Raw genomic sequence first — 21,411 nt, forward strand, 5'->3', positions numbered from 1 at the left:
TTTAACCATACACAGGATTATTGTTCATCACGTTTAAATACCAACTCTTTTGCAGATGAGTTATCAGCATCAAAGTAGTAACCCTCAGTATTAAACGCTTTGATATCTTCAGCTTTATTTAATTGGTTTTCAATAATAAAACGAGCCATTAAACCGCGTGCTTTTTTTGCATAGAAACTAATGACTTTATATTTGCCATTTTTCTGGTCAAGGAAAACAGGCTTCACAATTTCAGCCTTAATTTTCTTTTCATTGACAGACTTGTAATATTCATCTGAAGCTAGATTTACCAACAATTCAGATTTAATTGCAGCCAAGTCTTCATTAATCTGGTTAGTGATGATATCACCCCAAAATTCATACAAATTATGGCCACGCGTATTTTTTAATTTAGTGCCCATCTCAAGACGATAAGGCATCATTAAATCTAAAGGACGCAATAAACCATATAGACCAGAGAGCATACGCAAATGCTGCTGTGCAAAATTAATATCTTTGTCTTTTAAATGGTAAGCATCTAAACCAGTATAAACATCACCTTTAAATGCATAGATTGCTTGGCGAGCATTTGAGAAATTAAATTCGGGATTCCAATCTCTAAAACGATCTGCATTGAGTGTGGCAATTTTTTCACTAACACTCATTAAAGTCGCAATTTCCGAAGCGGAAAGTTTGCGGCAAACATCAATTAATTGTGCTGAGTTTTCTAATAAGCGCGGCTGAGTAAACTCATCTGTAGGTAACGCTGTTTCATAATCTAAAGTTTTTGCAGGAGAAATTAAAGCAAGCATAGACAACCTGAAAAAATTATTCTTAATACCAACTATAACAGTAGATATTTTTTAATGCTAACTCGTGTTTTCAATGACGACTATCGGTAAAATAGGAATACGTATTGTTATTTATCGATTCTTATATGTCTGAGCAAATTTTCATTCAGGGTCCAGTTGGTAAAATTGAACTTTTTGTAGACCGCCCTGAAGGTGAAATCAAAGGCTTTGCGGTCGTTTGCCATCCGCATCCATTGCAAGGTGGAACTCCTCAACATAAAGTCCCTGCTCTTTTAACTCAAATCTTTAATGAATATGGTTGTATTGTTTACCGTCCTAGTTTCCGTGGTTTAGGCGGTAGTGAAGGTGTTCATGATGAAGGTCATGGCGAAACCGAAGATATTTTAGCTGTGATTGAGCATGTTCGTAAGCTTCATGAAGGCTTACCATTCTATGCAGGCGGTTTTAGCTTCGGTTCACACGTTTTGGCAAAATGTTATGCGCAGCTTAGTCCAGAATTACAACCAGTACAGTTAATTTTGTGTGGCTTGCCAACAGCGACTGTAGTTGGCTTGCGTCACTATAAAACTCCTGAAATTCAAGGTGATATTCTACTCATTCATGGTGAGCAAGATGACATTACCTTACTTTCAGATGCAATTGCATGGGCAAAACCACAGAAGCATCCAATTACGATTTTACCGGGCGCTAATCACTTCTTTACAGGTTATTTAAAACAGCTTCGTCAAATCATTACACGCTTTATTATCATGAAATAAAGTATATTTGATGGGCATAGATTGAGTCTATGTCCATCATTTCAGAAGCACAGTAACTGCTAAAAATTATTCCAACTTAACCCAAAACGCGCTAAATATTTTTTCACTCGGTCGCTATCATTTGTTGTATTACGTTGTTGGCGAGATACCGAAAAGAGTTGTCTTCCCGCCTCTGCCATTGATTTTGAATTTTCACAGACTTTGAGCACACCTCGTAATTGAATCTGATCAAATTCATCTATTTGCTCTATTTGTTCAGAAGCCAAATAGTTCAACAAAATATCTGTATTTTTATCATTGTAAGATTCACCCTGAATAAGCCAAAGTTGCTTTAGGCGCTCAATTTCTTTTTCTACAGCCTCACGACGTATTAACTCACCTTGAGATAAAGTTGCCAAACGAGTTACGCTCGCGGCTAAATCTCTAAAATTTCCTTGCCATGATGCATCTGCCGATTTAGCAAACTTTAAATATGTTTCTAATGCATCACGTTGAAAACGTAATTGTCTTTGATGAATTGCAGCAAAACGCTGTAACTCAAAATCAATATTGGGTGCAATATCTTCTACACGGTCTTTTAAATTTGGTAAAAAGAATGTCCACGTATTCAAACGAGCCCATAGATCTTCACGAAAACGGCCCGCTTGAACTTCATTGCGCAAATCACGATTAGTACCCGCTATTAGCTGAAAATCGGCTTGAATTTCCTTATCACTTCCAACAGGAAAAAAGCTTTTGTCTTCTAGTGCTTTTAGCAGCATAGCTTGTTCATCAAGTCCCAATTCACCAATTTCATCTAAAAATAAAATGCCTTGATCAGCACTTTTTAATAAACCAGCACGAGATGCAGCTGCTCCTGTAAATGCACCTTTTATATGACCAAATAAGGTCGACATGGCACTATCACCACGCAAGGTTGCACAGTTAACATCAATAAAACGGCCGCTTAATTGAAATTTATCTTTCTTTAACTGAAAAATTTGTTTTGCCAAATGGGACTTACCAACCCCTGTTGCACCCATTATTAAAATAGGCGCACTAGAACGAGTTGCAACTAATTCAACTTCCTCAATAAGCTGATTAAACGCTTTATTATGAGTAGAAATATTGGCTTTAAGTTGTTGCCAATTCTGCTTTTGCTCATCATCGAAGCGCTGTTTTAAAACATCGTATCGAGATAAGTCTAGATCAATAATTCTATATTCACCTTCTGATGTCTTGTGTTGGTTAGGTGAACTTTGAATGAGTTGAGCTGGCAAATAATGTGCATCTACCAATAAGTACCAACAAATTTGAGCAACATGCGTTCCTGTCGTGATATGCAGTAAATAGTTATTTTTTTCGACATCAAACGGATAGGTTTTTACAAAGTCATAGAGTGCACCATAAACTTCAGCAAAATCCCAAGGATCTTTTATACTGACCTTATGTCCAGAAACTTCAGTTTGTGGAGAAATCTCTTTAGCATCTGCTGCTATAGATTTAACTAAATTATGATGCTGTCGATCATGTAGAAGTACCAATTCATCTACAAGCAAATCTTCATGCATTAACAGACTAAGTGTAGGACGCCAACGCTGCCAGCGATCTGGCCTTCTCCCCTGATCAAGTGTAGAACCGACAAAGCCAATAACAACTGTTTTCTTTGCATCCGCCATAATTTCTATAAAATTTTATAAGTGTCTATAATATACAATACGCATTTGACCAAAAAATTCCAAGAATATGCTTCATTTTACTTTTTTAGGCACATCTTCAGGTGTACCGACCCTGACACGTAATGTTTCAGGATTAGCAGTTCGTAATAGCAAAAATAAGGACTGGATTTTAATTGATGCTGGCGAAGGGACACAGCACCGTATTCAACAAGCTAAACTTTCACTACAAAACCTAGTTGCCATTTGTATTACACATGTTCACGGCGACCATTGTTATGGTCTAGTTGGTTTATTAGCAAGTGCAGGCATGAATGCCCGTAGCAAACCCTTAATCGTGATTGCACCGAAAGAAATTCAGCAATGGTTTGAAATCACTGCCGAACTTACAGATTTACATTTACCCTATTCCCTTCAATTTATTGATGTGAATGAAGCAACGCAGCCACAACAAATCACTGACGAATTCATTGTTCAAGCACATCCACTAAGCCATCGTGTTCCAAGTTTTGCTTTTAGCATTTATATCAAATCTATTGAGAAGAAGTTAGATACCCAAGCTCTAACTCAGCTTGGCGTACCTCAAGGCGATATGTGGGGCCATTTGAAACGAGGCTACAATATTGAATTTAAAGGACAAACCTTAAAAGCTGAAGACTTTATCAAAATTCAAAATCAACAAGTTCATGCAATTATAGGTGGTGATAATGATCAACCAGAACTATTAGCTGACGCTTGCAAAGATGCTCAACTCCTTATTCATGAGTCCACATACTTACAAACGGTTTTAGATAAAGTCGGCAAAGGTCCAATGCATAGCTCAGCAAAAATGGTGGCTGAATTTGCAGAACAGCAATCTTTAAGCAATTTAATTCTGACGCATTTTAGCCCCCGACATCAGGATAAAGCTGGGCAACAAGCTATTACTGACGAAGTTCGCCAGTTTTATGAAGGTCATTTTTATTTAGCCAATGATTTTGATGAATTTACTTTAAATGAAGCTGGACAGCTTTTAAAAGTCGATAAAAACGGGAAGGCTCATTAAATACATATATCCAAAAATATATTTAAATATCTTTTTGGATATATTTTTAACATCAGAAACCATCAATAAAATTTACTAGATATAGATTAAAATTATTTTTATTTATTATTTTCAATATCTTGGATTTTAATTTACTAGTTTTAAAAAAAGTTGGCACACTCAGTGCAATAGTACAAAGCACACAACATCATTCGGATATTGTGAATAACACCTGCCTGCAAACGCTTGGCAGGCAGGCTTTGAAAGGAAAAGAAAATGTCTGTCATTGAAGAAATTAAACAACAAGCTCAATTTGAACAAAAGCAGCAACAACGTTCTTATGAAGTTCTGCAAAATGAAAAAAGTATGCCAGTCAAAATGTGGACTAAAGGCGTGCTTGTTGATGACAACTCAAAACAACAATTATTACAAACAGCACAAATGCCTTTTATTTATAAATGGATGGCTGTAATGCCAGATGTACACTTCGGTTTAGGAGCAACTATTGGTAGCGTAATTCCAACCAAAGGGGCAATTATTCCTGCTGCTGTGGGTGTAGATATTGGTTGTGGAATGATGGCAACCCGTACAAGCTTAACTGCTTCAGATTTACCAGATAACTTACATGCTCTACGTACTGAACTAGAACGATTAATTCCACATGGAGTGACTAAGCGCGGACGTGATCGTGGTTCATGGGAGACTCCACCAGAAATGGTAGATCAAGCTTGGGCTGATCTTGTTGCAGATTTTGAATACATTTGTGCAAAACATCCACGTTTAAAAAACACCAATAATCGCAAGCACTTGGGAACTTTAGGTACTGGAAACCACTTTGTTGAAATCTGTTTAGATGAGCATGATCATGTTTGGATTATGTTGCACTCAGGTTCTCGTGGTGTAGGAAATGCTATAGGTAATCATTTTATCGAACTTGCCCGTAAAGACATGCAGAAGCATTTCATTAATTTGCCAAATAAAGATTTAGCATACCTAGTAGAAGGAACTGAACACTTTGATGATTACTGGTTTGCTGTAGGTTGGGCTCAACGCTTTGCGATGAAGAACCGAGAAATCATGATGCAATCTGCGATTAAAGCCTTGGCTACTATTGTACCAAAGCCTTTTCAGGCACGTTTGGAAGCAGTGAACTGTCACCATAACTATGTGGAAAAAGAAGAACATTACGGTAAAGAAGTAATGGTCACTCGTAAAGGTGCAGTCCGTGCGCGCTTAGGTGAATATGGAATTATTCCAGGTTCAATGGGTGCGAAGTCGTTTATTGTCCGTGGACTTGGAAATCAGGAGGCTTTCTGTTCATGTTCGCATGGTGCAGGCCGTGTTATGAGCCGTACTGAAGCAAAACGACGTTTTACTGTAGAAGATCAAATTGCCCAAACTGAAGGTGTGGAATGCCGTAAAGATGCTGCTGTTATTGATGAAATTCCATCGGCATATAAACCGATTGAGGATGTAATGAAAGCACAAAGCGATTTGGTTGAAGTGGTTTATACATTAAGACAAGTGGTGTGTGTTAAGGGTTAATCATGGAAAAATATTGTTTAGATATTCGAAGTTATAGAATCAAAGCAAATGAAGAAAAGCATCTGATTCTACCTGAGCAACCCTATTACATAATTTTGGTGGTGAAAACCGATCAAATTCTGCCTGAATGGCGTAATTGGATTTGTAAGCAGATTGTCTATTCCAAACATTGTATTCAAGCGATGGTTACAGGATATGAGTGTTCTATTTGGGATGATGTCCTAGATGAAACATATCTAGTTTTTTATAACTATCAACCACCAGCCGATCATTGTTTTATGACAACTTGGCATGAAGATGAAACGTTAGAAGACATTACTGAATGTGCAAAAATTACTATGCAATTAGAAGATATTTCGAACTTAGTAATTGTACATATTGAATAAAAGGTAAATAAAATGAAACTCGCAGAAGCACTTTTACTTCGAAGCGATCAACAAAAAAAGCTTGCTTCGTTAAAACAACGAATTAATGCCAATGTATTGGTACAAGACGGTGATGAACCTAGTGAAGATCCAAATGAACTGATCAAACAGATATTTGCTTTAACTCAGGAAAGCAATCAATTGATTTGTCGTATTCATTTGACCAATGCACAAGCAAAACTGGAAGATGGAAAAGTATTGTTGTCCCTATTAAGCTTACGCGATAATTATGCTGAACAGCATAAGATTTTAATAGATGCGATTGCCAATACACATCGAGAACCTGATCGTTATAGCTCACGTGAAATTAAGTGGAAGAAAGTCATTCCTGTTTCTAACTTACAAAAGCAGGCGGATGATATCAGTGCGAAACTACGTGACTTAAACGTAAAAATTCAGGCTGCTAATTGGCAAATTGATCTTATCGATTAAACAATAAATTTTGTGAAATCATTTTCACAATCAAAGTTTGGACATACTGGGCGAGTACAAGATCCTGCATTACTCCGATCTGAGGGATTGAAAATAATTCAGGCGGCTATGGCAGCATGTGAGCCGTGCATCGATATTCACTTATCAGGCTCAGCACTATGCACCTAGCAAACCTTTGTCAAAAGCAAAGTCACGCGTTACTTAGCATTACCATGTACTGACAGTATGTTCATTAAATTAGAAAATAAGGAAAATAGAAGTGAATACAGTTTTGGCAAATATGCCAAAAGCCATTCAAATTGATGGTTCACAAGGTGAAGGCGGTGGACAGATTTTAAGAACTGTCCTTGCGCTTTCAATGATTACAGGCCAACCGTTTGAATTAATTAATATACGTGCAGGACGTAAAAAACCAGGTTTAATGCGCCAGCATTTAGTTTGCGTACAGGCATCTCAACAAATTAGCCAAGCTTATGTGGAAGGCGCTGAATTACATAGCCAGCGTTTATATTTCGCACCTCAGCATGTTCAAAGTGGTAAATATCAATTTCAAATTGGTTCAGCGGGTAGTACAACACTGGTTTTACAAACGCTTCTACCTGTTTTGTTATTACAAAATGAAGCTAGCGAACTCACCATTTCAGGCGGTACACATAATCCACTTGCACCAACAGCAGATTTTATTGAACATTGCTTTTTACCTGCTCTAGCGAAGATTGGAATTAACGTAAATTTTAAATTAAATAAAGCTGGCTTCTTTCCAATTGGTGCGGGTGAAATTCAAGTTACCATTCAGCCATGGCAAAATCGAAACAAGCTAAATTTATTAGATCGTGGTGTTTTACAAAGCAATGAGGCTTTTGCAGCAGTATTAAATCTTTCAGAAGAAGCACAAATTGCACAACGCGAATTAACCACATTAAGTAAAAAGCAAAACTTAAGCTCTCAGCAGCAATTTCATTTAAATGGAATTAGCCAAGGCAATACAGTATATGTGAAAGTTACTCATCAATATCACAGCCAACTATTTACAGCTTTAGGTGAGAAGAGCAAAAGTGCAGAGCAAATAGCTGATCATTTAGCAAAAGATGTAAAGCTATATTTATCTTCGCAGGCTGTTGTAGATGAATATTTGGCAGACCAGTTACTGCTACCTTTGACATTAGGTCAAGGGGGTGAATTCACCGCACAATGTATTAGCGAACACACTCGTACTCAAGCGGCCATGATTGAAAAATTTATTGATTGTGAAATCGAGTTTGTTGAGTTAAATCCAGATCATTTTCATGTAAAGGTCAAAATTTAAGAAGCTCATAACTGAGCTTCTTAAACCTAAAAATTACTCTATAGATGCCAAAGCGGTTACCAGTAGCTTCCAGCATTTCTCTACAGTATCTACTTTTACTCGTTCGCCCGGCGCATGCGCCCCTTGAATATCCGGGCCAAAAGAAACCATCTGTAAATCTGGATAATGCTCGGCAATAATTCCACACTCCAAGCCCGCATGAATCACTTTAAGATTTGGCTCAATATTAAATGCATTTTGATAGGCTTGTTGTAGGCACTTTAAAGCCGCCGAGTCAGGATTTGGTGTCCAACCTGAAACTAATGGTGTGAGTATAGAGGCGATATAAAATTGACTAAAATGTGCCTGAATTTTTTCTGCAAAATCTTGAGCTTCTTGGTTCACCATTGAGCGAACCATCAAAACAGCTTTTCCGCCTTCTCTATTTAGTCTCACCACTCCAATATTATTTGAAGTTTCAACTACGTCTGGTAAAGCTTGACTCATACTTGCAACGCCATAAGGACTTGTTGCTAAAGCTTGTAACCACTCGTTTTGCTGTTGTTGGGCAATCACTTCGGTCACTTCAACGCTAGTAGGTTGAATAGTTAATCGCAGGTTGTCATCAATACCCTGCAGTTGGTTTTTCCATACTGCTTGATATTCAGCGAGTAATTTTTCTAATTCGGGTAACTGATTAGATGAAATTGCAATGGTTGCTACTGCTTCTCTCGGTAAAGCATTACGGGCCGTACCACCTGTAAATTCAACAAGGTGTCCACCAAGCTTTGCTAAATACTCATTTAAAAAGCGGGCCAGAATAACGTTGGCATTGCCACGTCCTAAATGAATATCTACACCAGAGTGACCACCTTTAAGGCCAGCAATCTGAATATTTACAACCGTCAAATTTTCAGAAATTGGTTCATACGTGAGTGATTGTTCTACTTCAACATCAATACTGCCAGCACATCCGAGATATAACTCGCCCCACTCTTCTGTATCAATATTAAATAACCATTTTCCCTTTAGTACACCTGCCTGTAAAAGCCGTGCACCACTCATGCCTGCTTCTTCATCGACTGTTAAGAGAACTTCAATTGGCCCATGAGCAATATCATTTGAATCTAATACAGCTAAAGCTAGGGCTACACCAATGCCATTATCGGCACCTAAAGTAGTATCTTTAGCAATTAACCAGCCATCTTCAAAGACTGGACAAATCGGGTCTTTAAGGAAATCGTGTACTGTGCCAGTGTTAGCTTGTGTGACCATATCTAAGTGGCCTTGAAGAATAACGCCAGACACATGTTCTTTACCCGTGGTCGCATTCTTACGGATAATTAAATTACCAACTTCATCTACGTAAGTTTCTAAATTTCGACTTTCAGCCCAGTTTTTTAAAAACTCACGAAGCTGCTGTTCGTGCTTTGAGGGACGTGGAATAGTGCAAAGTGTTTGAAAATGCTGCCAAACCACTTGAGGAGATAAGTTCGAAAAATCAAATGGCACCATATATTTATACTCTCACAAATATTCTTAATAAACGTAGGTTTATTGAAAGATAAGAATTTATCAGCGCAGTTTTAGCTTTTTATTAAAATCGACGCTGATAAATTAAAAAAATGACTTTAAATGTAGAATATATTAGGTATAAAAATCAAAGCTAAATTTCGCGAACCAAACGGAATCCCCACATAATTGAACGAGCTTGTGAAGTTACATATGCATTACGATAAGCAGTTCGCACATTATAAGTGTTATATATCCATGCCCCTCCACGTAAAACAGGGAAATTACACTGTCCATTATTTTCTTCACCCCAGCGACGATTCACACTAGGAGCATTTTCATAATTTGAATGCCAGCAGTCATCCACCCATTCTCGTGCGTTGGCACTCATATCATATAAACCAAAATTGTTTGGTAAAAACTTCCCGACTGGTGACGTAAATGCATAACCATCCGTACAATTAAATAGACTCCAACCACTGGTTTGGGGTATTGCCGCGGCTGTAGTTGGATCTAACACATTTGCATATTTACAAGCTTGATCAAGATTAAGGTCATCTCCCCAATAGTACGCTGTTGTCGTTCCAGCACGCGCCGCATATTCCCACTCAACTTCTGTTGGTAAACGGTAGGTCTGACCTGTTTTTTTAGATAACCATTTCGCAAATTCTCTTCCATCTTCACGGCGTACACATACAACAGGATCCTGAGGTGTTTGATTCATACCCGAATTATTCGGATTTAAATCATCTCGATACCACATATTGAAGACACCATTGCGTGTTTCCCAATTACGACATCCCTCGACTTCCCAGCCAGTTTCTTTTTGGAAAGCCTGAAACTCAGCAATTGTTGTTTCATAAGTTGACATTGCAAATGGTTTTTCGACTTGTACTAAGTGCTGAGGTAATTCGTATGGTCGAGATTGAGCCGGTACATTTTGTTGCTCTTGCTCATTTATATTTCCACCCATTAAAAAGCTACCAGCTGGAATAACCGTCATTTCTGGACAAAAACTATCTGAACAATCTTTGAATTTAGACTTTGCTAGTGTTGATTGATTAATATTGGTGTTGGTTAATGACGCTAATTTAATTTCAGGATTCATATTTGGCGGGTTATTGATTTGACGAATTAATAAATTAATTGTTCCTTGCCATTCACTTAACATTTCCCTTAGCATGGCAGGTCGTTCAATACTTACGCCTGTTCCATCATAGTCTGGAGCATTACACCTCGCTCTTAATACAGTTGACTCATCAGTAAGCTGAGCTAGTTTCGGAATAATTTGATTATCAAGAAAAACTCCTAAATTATTTGAACTAGCGATATTGGCTCTTAGTTCTGCCGCTGATTTTTGAGCAATTGCTGCCTCACTGATCACTTTAGAATAGACACTATCACACTGATTTTCTTGCCATACTAGATTTTGCTTAAGATTCTCTAAAGAAGTAATTGTTCCTTCTAGCAACTTCTGGTTTGTTGAGTTTATGGTCGTATCTTTATCATCACTATTACACGCTGATAATAAGGAGATAATCAATATACCAAAGCCTTTTGAATAATTACTGGAAATTATGTTCATGTTAATTCTCTGTAAAATAATATAAATAAGAAGAGGAAATTGAGTAGTTCTTTGTTAAAAAGCATTTTTAAATTAATAGAAAATTAGTTCAAAATTCAAACAATATTATTTTTTCGTTTGTTAATTTTTATTAAATAATGTCACTACAAAAATAAATAATTCTTATCAATATTAATAAATAAAAAGGGTGAACAAATATGTTCACCCTTACTTCATAAAATATATTTAATTGATCAAGACTTCCAAACAAATTGGGAAAAACTCTGATCGGCTTTCAAACTATTTTCAACGGCCTGTGCAAGCTGGCGAATAATGCTTTGTGTTTCAATTTTCTCAAACCAGTCTTGTTCTTCATCTGGATTGGCAGAAATTTCACACATCAGGTGTCCATCATGGTCTGTTTTTTGACAAGTAATAGACAAAGGTAAAAGATGATTATCAATACTCACTTCTACCTTTTCATGTTCATGCACAATATGCTGTGCATCGAAACCATAATGCCCCAATTGTTTAAATAATAAAGCCGCTACATATTCTTGAGTGATATGGCATTCATTTGGTGGATGATCAAGCACCCCATGTTGTGGGCAACTGGCAATAAATTGTAATTTTTTCATCCTTTGTCCTAACACTATTATCATTATCTGCACTTAGCATAAGCAATAAACAAACAGCAGCCAAGCTTTTAGCTCGCTGCTGCCGTTGCTATTGTGTTAGCAATTATAAAATGTGTTAGGTAAAAAGTTATTGGCTAACTTCGATTGTTAAACCTGCACGATTCGCCAACTCAGTGAAAGTTGGGAAACTTGTAGCAACGGTTTCAGTACCATGAATTGTAATCGGACCAGAATTACGAAGACCTGCCATACTAAAACTCATAGCAATACGGTGGTCGTGGTGTGATTCAATTTCACCGCCAGCGAAGATTGGTGACCAATCGCCAGATTTGCCTTTACCTTCGATAATGATGCCATCTTCAGTTGGCGTGCAGTCAATACCCATGATTTTTAAGCCATCTGCCATCACCTGAATACGGTCAGACTCTTTCACGCGAAGTTCTGCCGCACCAGTTAATACTGTTTGACCTTCGGCACAAGCCGCTGCAATAAATAAAGCTGGGAATTCATCGATTGCTAAAGGTACTTGGTCTTCAGGCATATGAATGCCTTTAAGCGTGCGTGAACCTTTAATATGAATATCAGCAATAGGTTCGCCACCAGCAATACGTTCATTTTGAACAGTCAGATCTGCACCCATCTGTTTCAAAATTTCAATTACACCAGTACGTGTTGGGTTAATACCTACAGCTTCCAAAACAACATCAGAACCTTCAGTAATTGCAGCACCCACCATAAAGAAAGCAGCAGATGAAATATCAGATGGAACCTGAATATCAGTACCTACTAATTTTCCGCCACCAACAAGAGAAATCTTGTTGCCTTCAGTTTTAACTTCATAACCAAATGCACGAAGCATGCGCTCTGTATGGTCACGAGTTGGCTCTGGCTCAGTTACCGAAGTTTCACCTTCAGCCCACAAACCAGCAAGTAAAATACCTGATTTCACCTGAGCAGATGCCATAGGTAAATCGTATTGAATGCCTTTTAATTGCTGACTACCCGTAATGCTTACAGGTGGTGTACCTTTCTCACCTGTAGTCTGAATTTGCGCACCCATTAAGCGTAATGGTTTAGCAATACGTTCCATTGGACGCTTAGAAAGTGAAGCGTCACCCGTCATTACTGAATCAAACTTTTGCGCTGATAACATGCCTGAAAGTAAACGCATGCTTGTACCAGAGTTACCCATATACAATGCACTTGCTGGCGCTTTTAAACCATGCATGCCTACGCCATGAATGGTCACTTCACCATTTTTAGGGCCTTCAATGCTTACACCCATATCACGGAAAGCTTGCAAAGTTGCCAAAGCATCTTCACCTTCGAGGAAGCCAGTTACATGGGTAGTGCCTTCAGCAATAGCACCAAACATAATGGAGCGATGTGACACAGATTTGTCACCCGGTACGGTAAATTTACCTTTAAAAGCCTTATTTCCCGGTAAGATACTGAATTGCTGTGTCACCTTATTTTTCTCCATTAAAGGTTTTTTGGCTAACATATGATTGAAATGCTGACGTGCTGCCTGAGCATGACCGAGTAAACCCATTAATGCATTAGAGTCTTCGCTTTCAATCAATTGTCTAAGTACTGTAAGTTGCTTTTCGAAGCCATCTACAGCATTTAATATTGCTGTTTTATTGGCAAAGAAAATGTCATGCCACATTTGAGGATCACTGGCTGCAATCCGTGAGAAATCACGAAAGCCACCAGCTGCATAACGGAAAATATCAAGATTATCTTCACGGTTTGCAAGTTGCTCAACCAAATTAAATGCCATTAAGTGCGGTAAATGACTCGTATGTGCCAAAACCTCATCGTGCTTGGCAACATCCATACAAATCACTTCAGCTTTAGCAGCCGACCATAGTTGAATCAGTTTATCAACAGCCCATTCTGCACTTGTTGGCAACGGCGTTAAAATCACTTTATGATTTGCAAATAGATCAACCTTACCTGCATGAACACCTGTGTGCTCACTACCAGCAATAGGATGTCCCGGCACAAAACCTACAGGTAAGTCTTCACCAAATACAGCTTTTGCTGCATCAACGACATTACCTTTTGTACTACCCACGTCAGTTACAATCGTAGTTTCTGACAAATACGGTTTAATTTGCTCAAGCACTTTTTGTGTAGCACGCACTGGCAAGGCTAAAACAACTAAATCGGCCCCTTTCACAGCTTCTACAGGATCGGAAAAACCTTCTTGTATTAAGCCAAGTGATTTTGCATCTTCTAAAGTTTTCTGTGAGCGTGTGGATGCAACAACTGTTGTCGCCAATTTTTCTGCAAAAATAATACGCGCCAAACTCGACCCGATGAGTCCTAAACCAATAAATGCAACTTTTTTAAATAGGGGTTGTGACATAACTTCAACTTTGTTTTTGCTCAAAGTGATTTAAACCTCTGAGCAATTTATTTTTAAGCATAATGACATGCTCTATTTGGATACATGCCATTATTCCAACATGAGTGATTAGAGAACAGCAGCAGGATAAGAACCTAGAATACGAAGCTCTTTTACCATTGGACGAATATCATTGATTGCCGCAGCAACGTTCTCTTGATCAATATGACCTTCTAAATCGATAAAGAATACATAGGCCCATTTTTCAGGTAGCGCTGGGCGAGTCTCAATACTCGTTAAGCTGATATTATGTTTTGCAAACGGTGCTAAAATTTCTAATAAAGCACCTGCACGGTCATGTGCTGAGATCAATAACGATGTTTTATCATTACCGCTTTGTGGAATTTTTTCACGACCAATGACTAAGAAACGAGTGGTATTTTCCGGGTTATCTTCAATATTGCTATGTAAGATTTCAAGGTTATACATACCTGCTGCAATATCAGATGCAATCGCTGCTGAATGCCATTCGTTGCGAATACGGCGTGCAGCTTCTGCATTTGAGTTTAAGGCAACACGTTCAACACCCGGATAATGCGCGTCTAACCACTGACGACATTGGGCTAAAGTTTGCTGGTGAGCATAAATCTGTTTAATGCTGTCTTTACGTGTATTTTCAGAGACCAAGAATTGATGATGAATACGCAATTCAACTTCACCAATCACATTTAAGTTAGATGTTTTAAAACAATCTAAAGTATGGTTCACAATACCTTCAGATGAGTTTTCAACTGGAACTACACCGTAATGTGCACTACCCGCTTCCACTTCACGGAACACTTCATCAATAGTTGGTAATGGACGAACAACTGCATCTTTACCAAAATGCTTAAGTACAGCAGATTGAGTAAAAGTACCTTCTGGTCCTAAAAATGCAATACTTTGCGGAGCTTCTAAAGCAAGGCAAGCAGACATAATTTCACGGAACAAACGCGCCATAGTAACGTCAGATAAAGGACCTTGGTTACGCTCCATCACTTTACGTAAGACTTGCGCTTCACGTTCAGGACGATAAAACAAAGGATTCTCTTCGGAAGCAAATTTAGCTTTAGCAACAGCTTCAGCAAGGCTTGCGCGGCGATTTAATAATTCTTGAATCTGTTGATCAACACTATCAATATCTTCGCGAATTTGTTCTAAACTAAGAGAAGTCGTTTTGTTTTGATCATCGTTGATCATTGGAATGCAGCCTCAGTAAAATCATCTTTTAAACGAGAGTATAACAATAGTCTGCTTTGATTTGTTAGGCAATATGGCTGTAAGAGCTTTTTTCATTAACCTTTTTGCGGACATTCTTTTGATAGCTTTATTTGATAATGATTTTCATTTATGATTTGAGTAATAAATTTTATTCTCATCTGTTATGCATAAATCATTTTTCTTTTTTTCTTCTAGTTTTATCTTGAGTACTTTAATAAGCAGTAATGTTCTAGCTGAAACGTCTATACAAAATCAATCAAAAATCGTTTTTCAAAATAATCAGGCACAATTCCAAATCAAATCTAAAAATACAGGCCATGATTATCTCATTCAAATTTATAAACCACCTGTCGCCCCGCCCCAACATGGGTATCCAGTACTTTATATATTAGATGGAAATGCTACATTTCCAAGTGCTGCCAATATTGCTCAGTCGATTGGCGCTGGTTCTACCAAATTAGGACTTGATCCACTTATGATTGTAGCGGTTGGTTATCCTCAGCAAAAAACTTTTGATGTGCAAAAGCGTGCTTACGATTACACACCAAAACCTTCTTCTGAATTTCAGGCTCAAGGTAAATATAAATATGGCGGTGCTGATCAATTTATTGCATTTTTAAATAACGAACTCAAACCTGAAATTGCACAACAGTTTCCAATTAATAGCCAGCAACAAAGTATCTATGGGCACTCTTTTGGAGGCTTGTTTGTACTTTATCATTTTTTTCAAAAGCCAGATGCATTTCAACGTTACTTCGCTGCAAGCCCTTCTCTGTGGTTTGACCAAGGTATGTTATTTCAACAGTTAAAGCATTGGCAAAGTCAAAAATCAAATCATCCCTTACTCATGACCACAGTCGGTACACATGAGCAAGGTGGGCCTCGTACTCAATCTAATAATAAGTTTAATGAAACAGATTTCTTTAAAGCTTTAGAAAACAAACGTTCAAACCAATTTAATTATTGGCATTTTTATAATCCTGCTGAGCAACACATTACAAATTTGTATGCGAGCTTGCCTAAAGCCCTTATGTTTGCTTCGTGCAAAGATCTAGAAAGCTGCAAATCTTTATTTGATGAGCAGAGTGAGAAGGCAACGGAATAAGAAATTACTCAAATTTCAAAATGCTGAACTCATCTTAAAGCCTAGATTAGCTATACTGCTTAAAGATGTTAAAAGAACAGTAAAATAGAATGAATAAAATTATTGTCTTAAGTCTACTGAGTCTTGCAAGTTATAGTTTAACGGCTTGTAGCGGTTGTCCGATAATAGCAGGATGTAATGGTACTGATAATTCTCCGTACTATATGACAACTACCAGCAATCAAGTTCGTGGTATTCAAATCCCAGCCCAAACAAAACTGACCTATCGGTCGCAACACTTCCGGCAGAAATTTGAGCAAAAACATGCTTTAAATGAGAAAAATCTATCAGGTATATACTTGCCAGCAGATACAGCAATTATTTGGGGTGGTATGCCAGTAGACATGTTTATACAATTTTCCAATCCTGAAATAAAAGGATTTTCTGTCTATCCAGCACGAGGATTTAAAACAGAATTATCAAATGAGTTTTTACGTTTATGGAAAAGCTGTGAAAGTGATTTAGACATTAACTTAAAGAATCCAAATGACTGGTCATTTAATCCTGAAAATATGGAAATAACGGGTTGTGGCATCAATCAAAAACGTAGCAAATATACCGAAGACTCTTTTCGTCAAGATGAAGCCGATGCATTTTTAAGAAAGATCAATCAGGCCTTACACAAGTTACCCAAGCAACAAGACTATCCTGTCATTTATCGAACTAACAAATAGCTAATATAAAGAAGCCTACTCAAAGGTAGGCTTCTTTTAAAACTATTTAATTAGGCTTTACCAATTAAACCACGCGCTACGATTTCTTTCATAATTTCATTTGTACCACCGTAAATACGCTGAATACGAGCATCTACAAAGAAACGTGAAATTGGATATTCAGTCATATAACCATAACCACCAAAGAGTTGCAGCAAGTTGTCTGCGACTTTCATTTGCATATCTGTACTGAAGCTTTTTAGTGCTGCTGCTGTTTCCACATCTAGCTTACCTTCTTGATATAGAGCAACGTTTCTCTCGTAAAAAGCAGCCGTAGCAAGCTCATCAATTTTTGCTTGAGCTAAAACAAAACGCGTATTTTGGAACTGAGAAATAGGTTGACCAAATGCATGACGCTCTTTTACATAAGCCGTTGCCAAATCAATTGCACCACGAATAGCGCCAATAGCGGTAGATGCGATGGCTGTACGTTCACGTGGTAACTCTTGCATTAAGTAAGCAAACCCCTGCCCAGCTTGACCGAGTAACTGGTTTTTAGGAACCTTAACATTGTCAAAAAATAGCTCAGATGTGTCTTGAGAATGCAGACCGATTTTGTAGAGGTTGGTACCTTTTTTAAAACCTTCTAGATGAGTATCTGCCAATAATAATGACACGCCTTTTGCACGCGCTTGAGGATCGGTTTTTACTGCAAGCACCACAAGGTCAGCATGTTGACCATTTGAAATAAAGGTTTTTGAACCATTTAACAAATAATCGTCATCTTGCAAAATGGCGCTTGTACGCATTGATTGTAAGTCTGAACCAGCACCTGGTTCAGTCATACCAATTGCACCAACCACTTCACCAGTAACCATTTTTGGTAACCAGTATTGTTTTTGCTCTTCAGTTCCAATATGTAAAATATATGGTGCAGCAATTTCAGAGTGACAAGAAATAGCAGTTGATAATGCGCAAAAACCAGCTCGAGCAGATTCTTCAACCAACATTAATGAATAGTAAGTTGGAACGCCATAACCCCCGTATTCTTCTGGAACATCTACACATAAAAAGCCATTTTCGCCCAGTTGATTCCAAACTGAACGCGGCATAATTCCTTCGTGTTCCCATTGGTCATAATGTGGAGCGATATGCTCATTCATAAAACGTTTAAAATTATCACGAAATAATTCTAAATCTGCATCGTATGCCAACATAATATTTTCCTTCAGCTTTATTGTTTTATCAATTCTCATTGCTGAGCATGCTAATCATTTTTTTAGTTACTGTCATGGCATAGCTACTCATTAAAGCTGTACTTTTCAGTCAGCCAATAAAAAAGGAAGCCGAAGCTCCCTTTTTATCAATCATAATTTTTAGTGAGATGCTTCAGCAACAACACTTTTTGGCTCAAGCATTTTTCTATCCACTTCCTCTGGATTATTTAATGCATCATTTAATTTATCTTTGTCTAAAGCACCTACCCATTTAGCAACCACAATTGTTGCTAGAGAGTTACCAACAAGGTTGGTTAAAGCACGTGCTTCTGACATGAAACGGTCAATACCTAAAATTAATGCCAAACCTGCAACTGGAATATGACCAACAGCAGATAAAGTTGCCGCCATAACAATAAAGCCAGAACCTGTTACACCTGCTGCACCTTTAGATGAAATTAAAAGTACCAAAAGCAAAGTAATTTGATGCTGGATATCAAGCTGTGTATTTGTGGCTTGAGCAATAAAAATTGCAGCCATGGTCAAATAAATTGAAGTGCCGTCAAGGTTAAACGAGTAACCCGTCGGAATAACTAAACCGACGACAGACTTTTCACAACCTGCAATCTCAAGTTTACGCAGCATACGTGGTAAGACTGATTCTGAAGAAGAAGTACCAAGCACAATTAAGAGTTCTTCACGAATTAGACGAATCATCTTAAGGATGCTAAAACCGCTGATACGGCTGATTGTACCCAAAATCAAGAAGATAAAGAGCAGACACGTAATATAGAAGCAAATAATAAGTTGCCCTAATTGTACGAGTGACCCCACACCATATTTACCAATAGTAAATGCCATTGCTCCAAATGCACCTAATGGAGCAAGCTTCATGATCATATTTACAATGTTAAAAAATACATGTGCAATTTGATCAATTAACTTTAAAACTGGACGTCCTGCATCACCTAACTTATGAAGTGCAAAGCCAAATAGAATTGCAAAAAGAAGGACCTGTAAGATTTCACCATTTGCAAATGCACCTACAACCGTGTCAGGAATAATGTGCATTAAGAAATCAACGGTAGATTGTGACTCACCAGAAGTAACGTATTTTTGGATACCTGAAGTGTCTAGGGTTGTAGGATCAATATTCATTCCTACACCTGGCTTTGCAATGTTAATCACCACAAGGCCAATCAGAAGTGCGATTGTTGAAACGATCTCGAAGTATAACAATGCAACACCGCCAGTTTTACCAACTGACTTCATGCTTTCCATACCAGCGATACCACTGACCACTGTACAGAAAATAACAGGTGCGATGATCATTTTAATCAAACGAATAAAAGCATCACCTAATGGCTTGAGTTGCTCACCTAAACCTGGAATATGATGTTCAACACCATTCACTATTTGCGTTGTACTTGGAGAGAAATGCCCTACCAAAACACCCGCAATAATCGCAATAATCACCTGAAAATAAAGTGATTTATAAATCGGTTTTTTAGCCATAACTTTACTTCAATCTATATTTCCAAGTCCGTTGGAAATATCAAAATGAAACGTCTATTCTTTACGAATACACAGCCCTAACCTTTCACATGGACACCGCAAAAGGGAAATGGTTTTTTAATAACAAAAACCTTCCTACTACCTCAACGAAAACAAAAAAGCTGTTTTCTAAAACAGGAGAATACCTGAAGTTTCCAACCACTTTGAGTAGCCAGAAATAACCTCTTACTTTTTCAATAAAAAGCTGAAGATATAGGAGAATCACAGAAAATTATGATATGAGTGCTCAAAAAAGCACATGAAAGTTTACTCGAATTAAATCACGATTCGGTTAAATTTTTGGCTAATACGTATAAAAAACACCCATGCGGCCTTAAGACTTTAGTATGAGAAACGCTTTTGATATTTTTTCAGCAGATTTTTATGTCATATTGATAAGCACTTGCAGACATTTCATTTTGAGCTGCATACCCCTTATTTTTACTGTTTTGAACTGCCATGAATACTAAACGTAATATCTATAAAGATGCTGAACATCCCTTTGCGCAATATGTCCGTATTTTAGGTAAGGGGAAAACCGGATCTCGATCACTGACTTTCGAAGAAGCCTATCAAGCTTTTACCATGATTTTAAAAGGCGAAGTTCTTGATGTTCAGTTGGGTGCTTTTTTAATGCTACTACGTGTTAAAGAAGAATCTATTGATGAGCTTGCGGGATTTGTACAAGCCACCAAAGACCAACTTAATTTTCAACCTTTAGACGTTGACCTAGACTGGTCATCTTATGCAGGCAAGCGTAAACATTATCCTTGGTTTTTATTGGCTGCTCTGACACTTGCGCATCACGGCTACAAAATCGTCATGCATGGCGCTTCTGGGCATACGATTAACCGAGTCTATACTGAACAAGTTTTGGAATATTTAGATTATAAAATTTGCCATTCTGAACAAGAAGTCCGCACACAATTAGCCGAACAGAATTTTGCTTACTTACCATTAGATGTAATTTCACCTGTTTTAAGCGATTTAATTTCTTTGAGAAATGTGATGGGCTTACGCTCACCTATTCACACTTTGGCTCGTCTCATTAACCCATTTAATGCGAAAGCCACCTTACAAGCGATATTCCATCCCGCGTATAGAACCTCTCATCAACATAGTGCGCTTCGCTTAGGCTATCAAAATAGTGCCGTCATTAAAGGTGAAGGCGGTGAGTTTGAGCGAAACCCCGATGCTAAAACTCTCATTTGCGGCATTAAAAATGGTGAACTCTATGAACATGAGTTACCAAAGCTTACGCCTGAACGTAGCCCAATTGAAGAAGAGTTAGATTTAGCAACGTTTAAAGCGGTCTGGCTTGGTCAGCAGCATCATGAATATGGTGAAATGGCAGTAACAGAAACCATGGGTATTGCTTTATATACAATGGGCGTTGTTGCTAGCTTTGAAGAAGCGATGCAAAAAGCAAAAGTGCTATGGGAAACACGAAATTTAAGCAATCTTAATTCGTAGTTAACAGATGCTATCGTGAAGGTCGACATGGATGTCGACCGTATCACTGCGATACAGGAAGTATCGTCAGTGATACAGAGGATTTTTGGTTACTTTTGATCCTTCAAAAGTAATAAAAGCCTATATGC

The 21,411-nt window shown here is 37.9% G+C and carries 18 protein-coding genes; 9 read left to right on the forward strand and 9 right to left on the reverse strand.

Annotation, left to right across the window (positions count from 1 at the left end):
* Nucleotides 1-17: 17 nt before the first annotated feature.
* On the reverse strand, nucleotides 18-791 hold the full coding sequence (yaaA, locus tag AC056_RS05590; protein ID WP_077162972.1) for a peroxide stress protein YaaA: 774 nt from the start codon (nucleotides 789-791) through the stop codon (nucleotides 18-20).
* Nucleotides 792-916: 125 nt separating this feature from the next.
* On the opposite strand from yaaA, the gene AC056_RS05595 reads away from it, so the two are divergent.
* Complete coding sequence (locus AC056_RS05595; RefSeq protein WP_019457113.1) at nucleotides 917-1,549, forward strand: alpha/beta hydrolase; 633 nt, start codon at nucleotides 917-919, stop codon at nucleotides 1,547-1,549.
* Nucleotides 1,550-1,608: 59 nt separating this feature from the next.
* Here the strand turns inward: AC056_RS05595 and rtcR are convergent, their stop codons facing one another.
* The gene (gene rtcR, locus AC056_RS05600) at nucleotides 1,609-3,207 is read right to left on the reverse strand and encodes an RNA repair transcriptional activator RtcR (protein WP_077162973.1); all 1,599 of its coding nucleotides are present in this window, start codon (nucleotides 3,205-3,207) and stop codon (nucleotides 1,609-1,611) included.
* 67 nt (nucleotides 3,208-3,274) lie between these two features.
* Here rtcR and AC056_RS05605 point away from each other — a divergent pair, with 67 nt between their 5' ends.
* The 5 genes from AC056_RS05605 (at nucleotide 3,275) to rtcA (ending at nucleotide 7,936) form a co-directional block, all read left to right on the forward strand.
* Nucleotides 3,275-4,249, forward strand: coding sequence for a ribonuclease Z (locus AC056_RS05605; protein WP_077162974.1), 975 nt, complete (start codon nucleotides 3,275-3,277; stop codon nucleotides 4,247-4,249).
* Between the two features lie 255 nt (nucleotides 4,250-4,504).
* Nucleotides 4,505-5,773, forward strand: coding sequence for an RtcB family protein (locus tag AC056_RS05610; protein ID WP_077162975.1), 1,269 nt, complete (start codon nucleotides 4,505-4,507; stop codon nucleotides 5,771-5,773).
* Nucleotides 5,774-5,775: 2 nt separating this feature from the next.
* Complete coding sequence (locus AC056_RS05615) at nucleotides 5,776-6,159, forward strand: hypothetical protein (protein WP_077162976.1); 384 nt, start codon at nucleotides 5,776-5,778, stop codon at nucleotides 6,157-6,159.
* A gap of 12 nt (nucleotides 6,160-6,171) precedes the next feature.
* On the forward strand, nucleotides 6,172-6,630 hold the full coding sequence (locus AC056_RS05620) for a DIP1984 family protein (RefSeq protein ID WP_019457118.1): 459 nt from the start codon (nucleotides 6,172-6,174) through the stop codon (nucleotides 6,628-6,630).
* A 259-nt stretch (nucleotides 6,631-6,889) separates the two neighbouring features.
* Complete coding sequence (rtcA, locus tag AC056_RS05625) at nucleotides 6,890-7,936, forward strand: RNA 3'-terminal phosphate cyclase (protein ID WP_077162977.1); 1,047 nt, start codon at nucleotides 6,890-6,892, stop codon at nucleotides 7,934-7,936.
* 33 nt (nucleotides 7,937-7,969) lie between these two features.
* Here rtcA and AC056_RS05630 read toward each other — a convergent pair whose 3' ends face one another.
* From AC056_RS05630 to pheA, 5 genes are all read right to left on the reverse strand, one after another.
* Nucleotides 7,970-9,430 carry an aminoacyl-histidine dipeptidase gene (locus AC056_RS05630; protein ID WP_077162978.1) on the reverse strand — a complete coding sequence of 487 codons (1,461 nt, stop codon included), beginning with the start codon at nucleotides 9,428-9,430 and terminating at the stop codon, nucleotides 7,970-7,972.
* A gap of 151 nt (nucleotides 9,431-9,581) precedes the next feature.
* Entirely contained in the window at nucleotides 9,582-11,012 is a 1,431-nt protein-coding gene (locus tag AC056_RS05635) for a formylglycine-generating enzyme family protein (protein ID WP_171262121.1), read from the reverse strand.
* Between the two features lie 233 nt (nucleotides 11,013-11,245).
* Nucleotides 11,246-11,629 (reverse strand): hypothetical protein, encoded by a 384-nt coding sequence (locus tag AC056_RS05640; protein WP_004700537.1) that lies wholly within the window; start codon nucleotides 11,627-11,629, stop codon nucleotides 11,246-11,248.
* A gap of 127 nt (nucleotides 11,630-11,756) precedes the next feature.
* Complete coding sequence (locus tag AC056_RS05645; protein WP_191010207.1) at nucleotides 11,757-14,003, reverse strand: bifunctional prephenate dehydrogenase/3-phosphoshikimate 1-carboxyvinyltransferase; 2,247 nt, start codon at nucleotides 14,001-14,003, stop codon at nucleotides 11,757-11,759.
* A 108-nt stretch (nucleotides 14,004-14,111) separates the two neighbouring features.
* Nucleotides 14,112-15,221, reverse strand: a complete 1,110-nt coding sequence (pheA, locus tag AC056_RS05650) for a prephenate dehydratase (protein ID WP_002049199.1) — start codon at nucleotides 15,219-15,221, stop codon at nucleotides 14,112-14,114.
* 184 nt (nucleotides 15,222-15,405) lie between these two features.
* Here pheA and AC056_RS05655 point away from each other — a divergent pair, with 184 nt between their 5' ends.
* Together AC056_RS05655 and AC056_RS05660 are read left to right on the forward strand one after the other, a co-directional pair.
* Nucleotides 15,406-16,347 (forward strand): alpha/beta hydrolase, encoded by a 942-nt coding sequence (locus AC056_RS05655; protein WP_077162980.1) that lies wholly within the window; start codon nucleotides 15,406-15,408, stop codon nucleotides 16,345-16,347.
* A gap of 89 nt (nucleotides 16,348-16,436) precedes the next feature.
* On the forward strand, nucleotides 16,437-17,060 hold the full coding sequence (locus AC056_RS05660) for a hypothetical protein (protein WP_077162981.1): 624 nt from the start codon (nucleotides 16,437-16,439) through the stop codon (nucleotides 17,058-17,060).
* Between the two features lie 50 nt (nucleotides 17,061-17,110).
* Here AC056_RS05660 and AC056_RS05665 read toward each other — a convergent pair whose 3' ends face one another.
* Both AC056_RS05665 and AC056_RS05670 read right to left on the reverse strand, forming a co-directional pair.
* A complete protein-coding gene (locus AC056_RS05665) occupies nucleotides 17,111-18,256 on the reverse strand; it encodes an acyl-CoA dehydrogenase family protein (protein ID WP_077162982.1) in 1,146 nt (381 codons plus the stop codon).
* Nucleotides 18,257-18,415: 159 nt separating this feature from the next.
* Nucleotides 18,416-19,771, reverse strand: a complete 1,356-nt coding sequence (locus tag AC056_RS05670; RefSeq protein WP_049064365.1) for a dicarboxylate/amino acid:cation symporter — start codon at nucleotides 19,769-19,771, stop codon at nucleotides 18,416-18,418.
* A gap of 498 nt (nucleotides 19,772-20,269) precedes the next feature.
* Between AC056_RS05670 and AC056_RS05680 the strand changes: the two genes are divergently transcribed.
* The gene (locus tag AC056_RS05680) at nucleotides 20,270-21,283 is read left to right on the forward strand and encodes a glycosyl transferase family protein (protein WP_077162983.1); all 1,014 of its coding nucleotides are present in this window, start codon (nucleotides 20,270-20,272) and stop codon (nucleotides 21,281-21,283) included.
* Nucleotides 21,284-21,411 lie beyond the last annotated feature (128 nt).

It is taken from the genome of Acinetobacter genomosp. 33YU (assembly GCF_001990725.1).
GTDB classification, from domain to species: domain Bacteria; phylum Pseudomonadota; class Gammaproteobacteria; order Pseudomonadales; family Moraxellaceae; genus Acinetobacter; species Acinetobacter seifertii.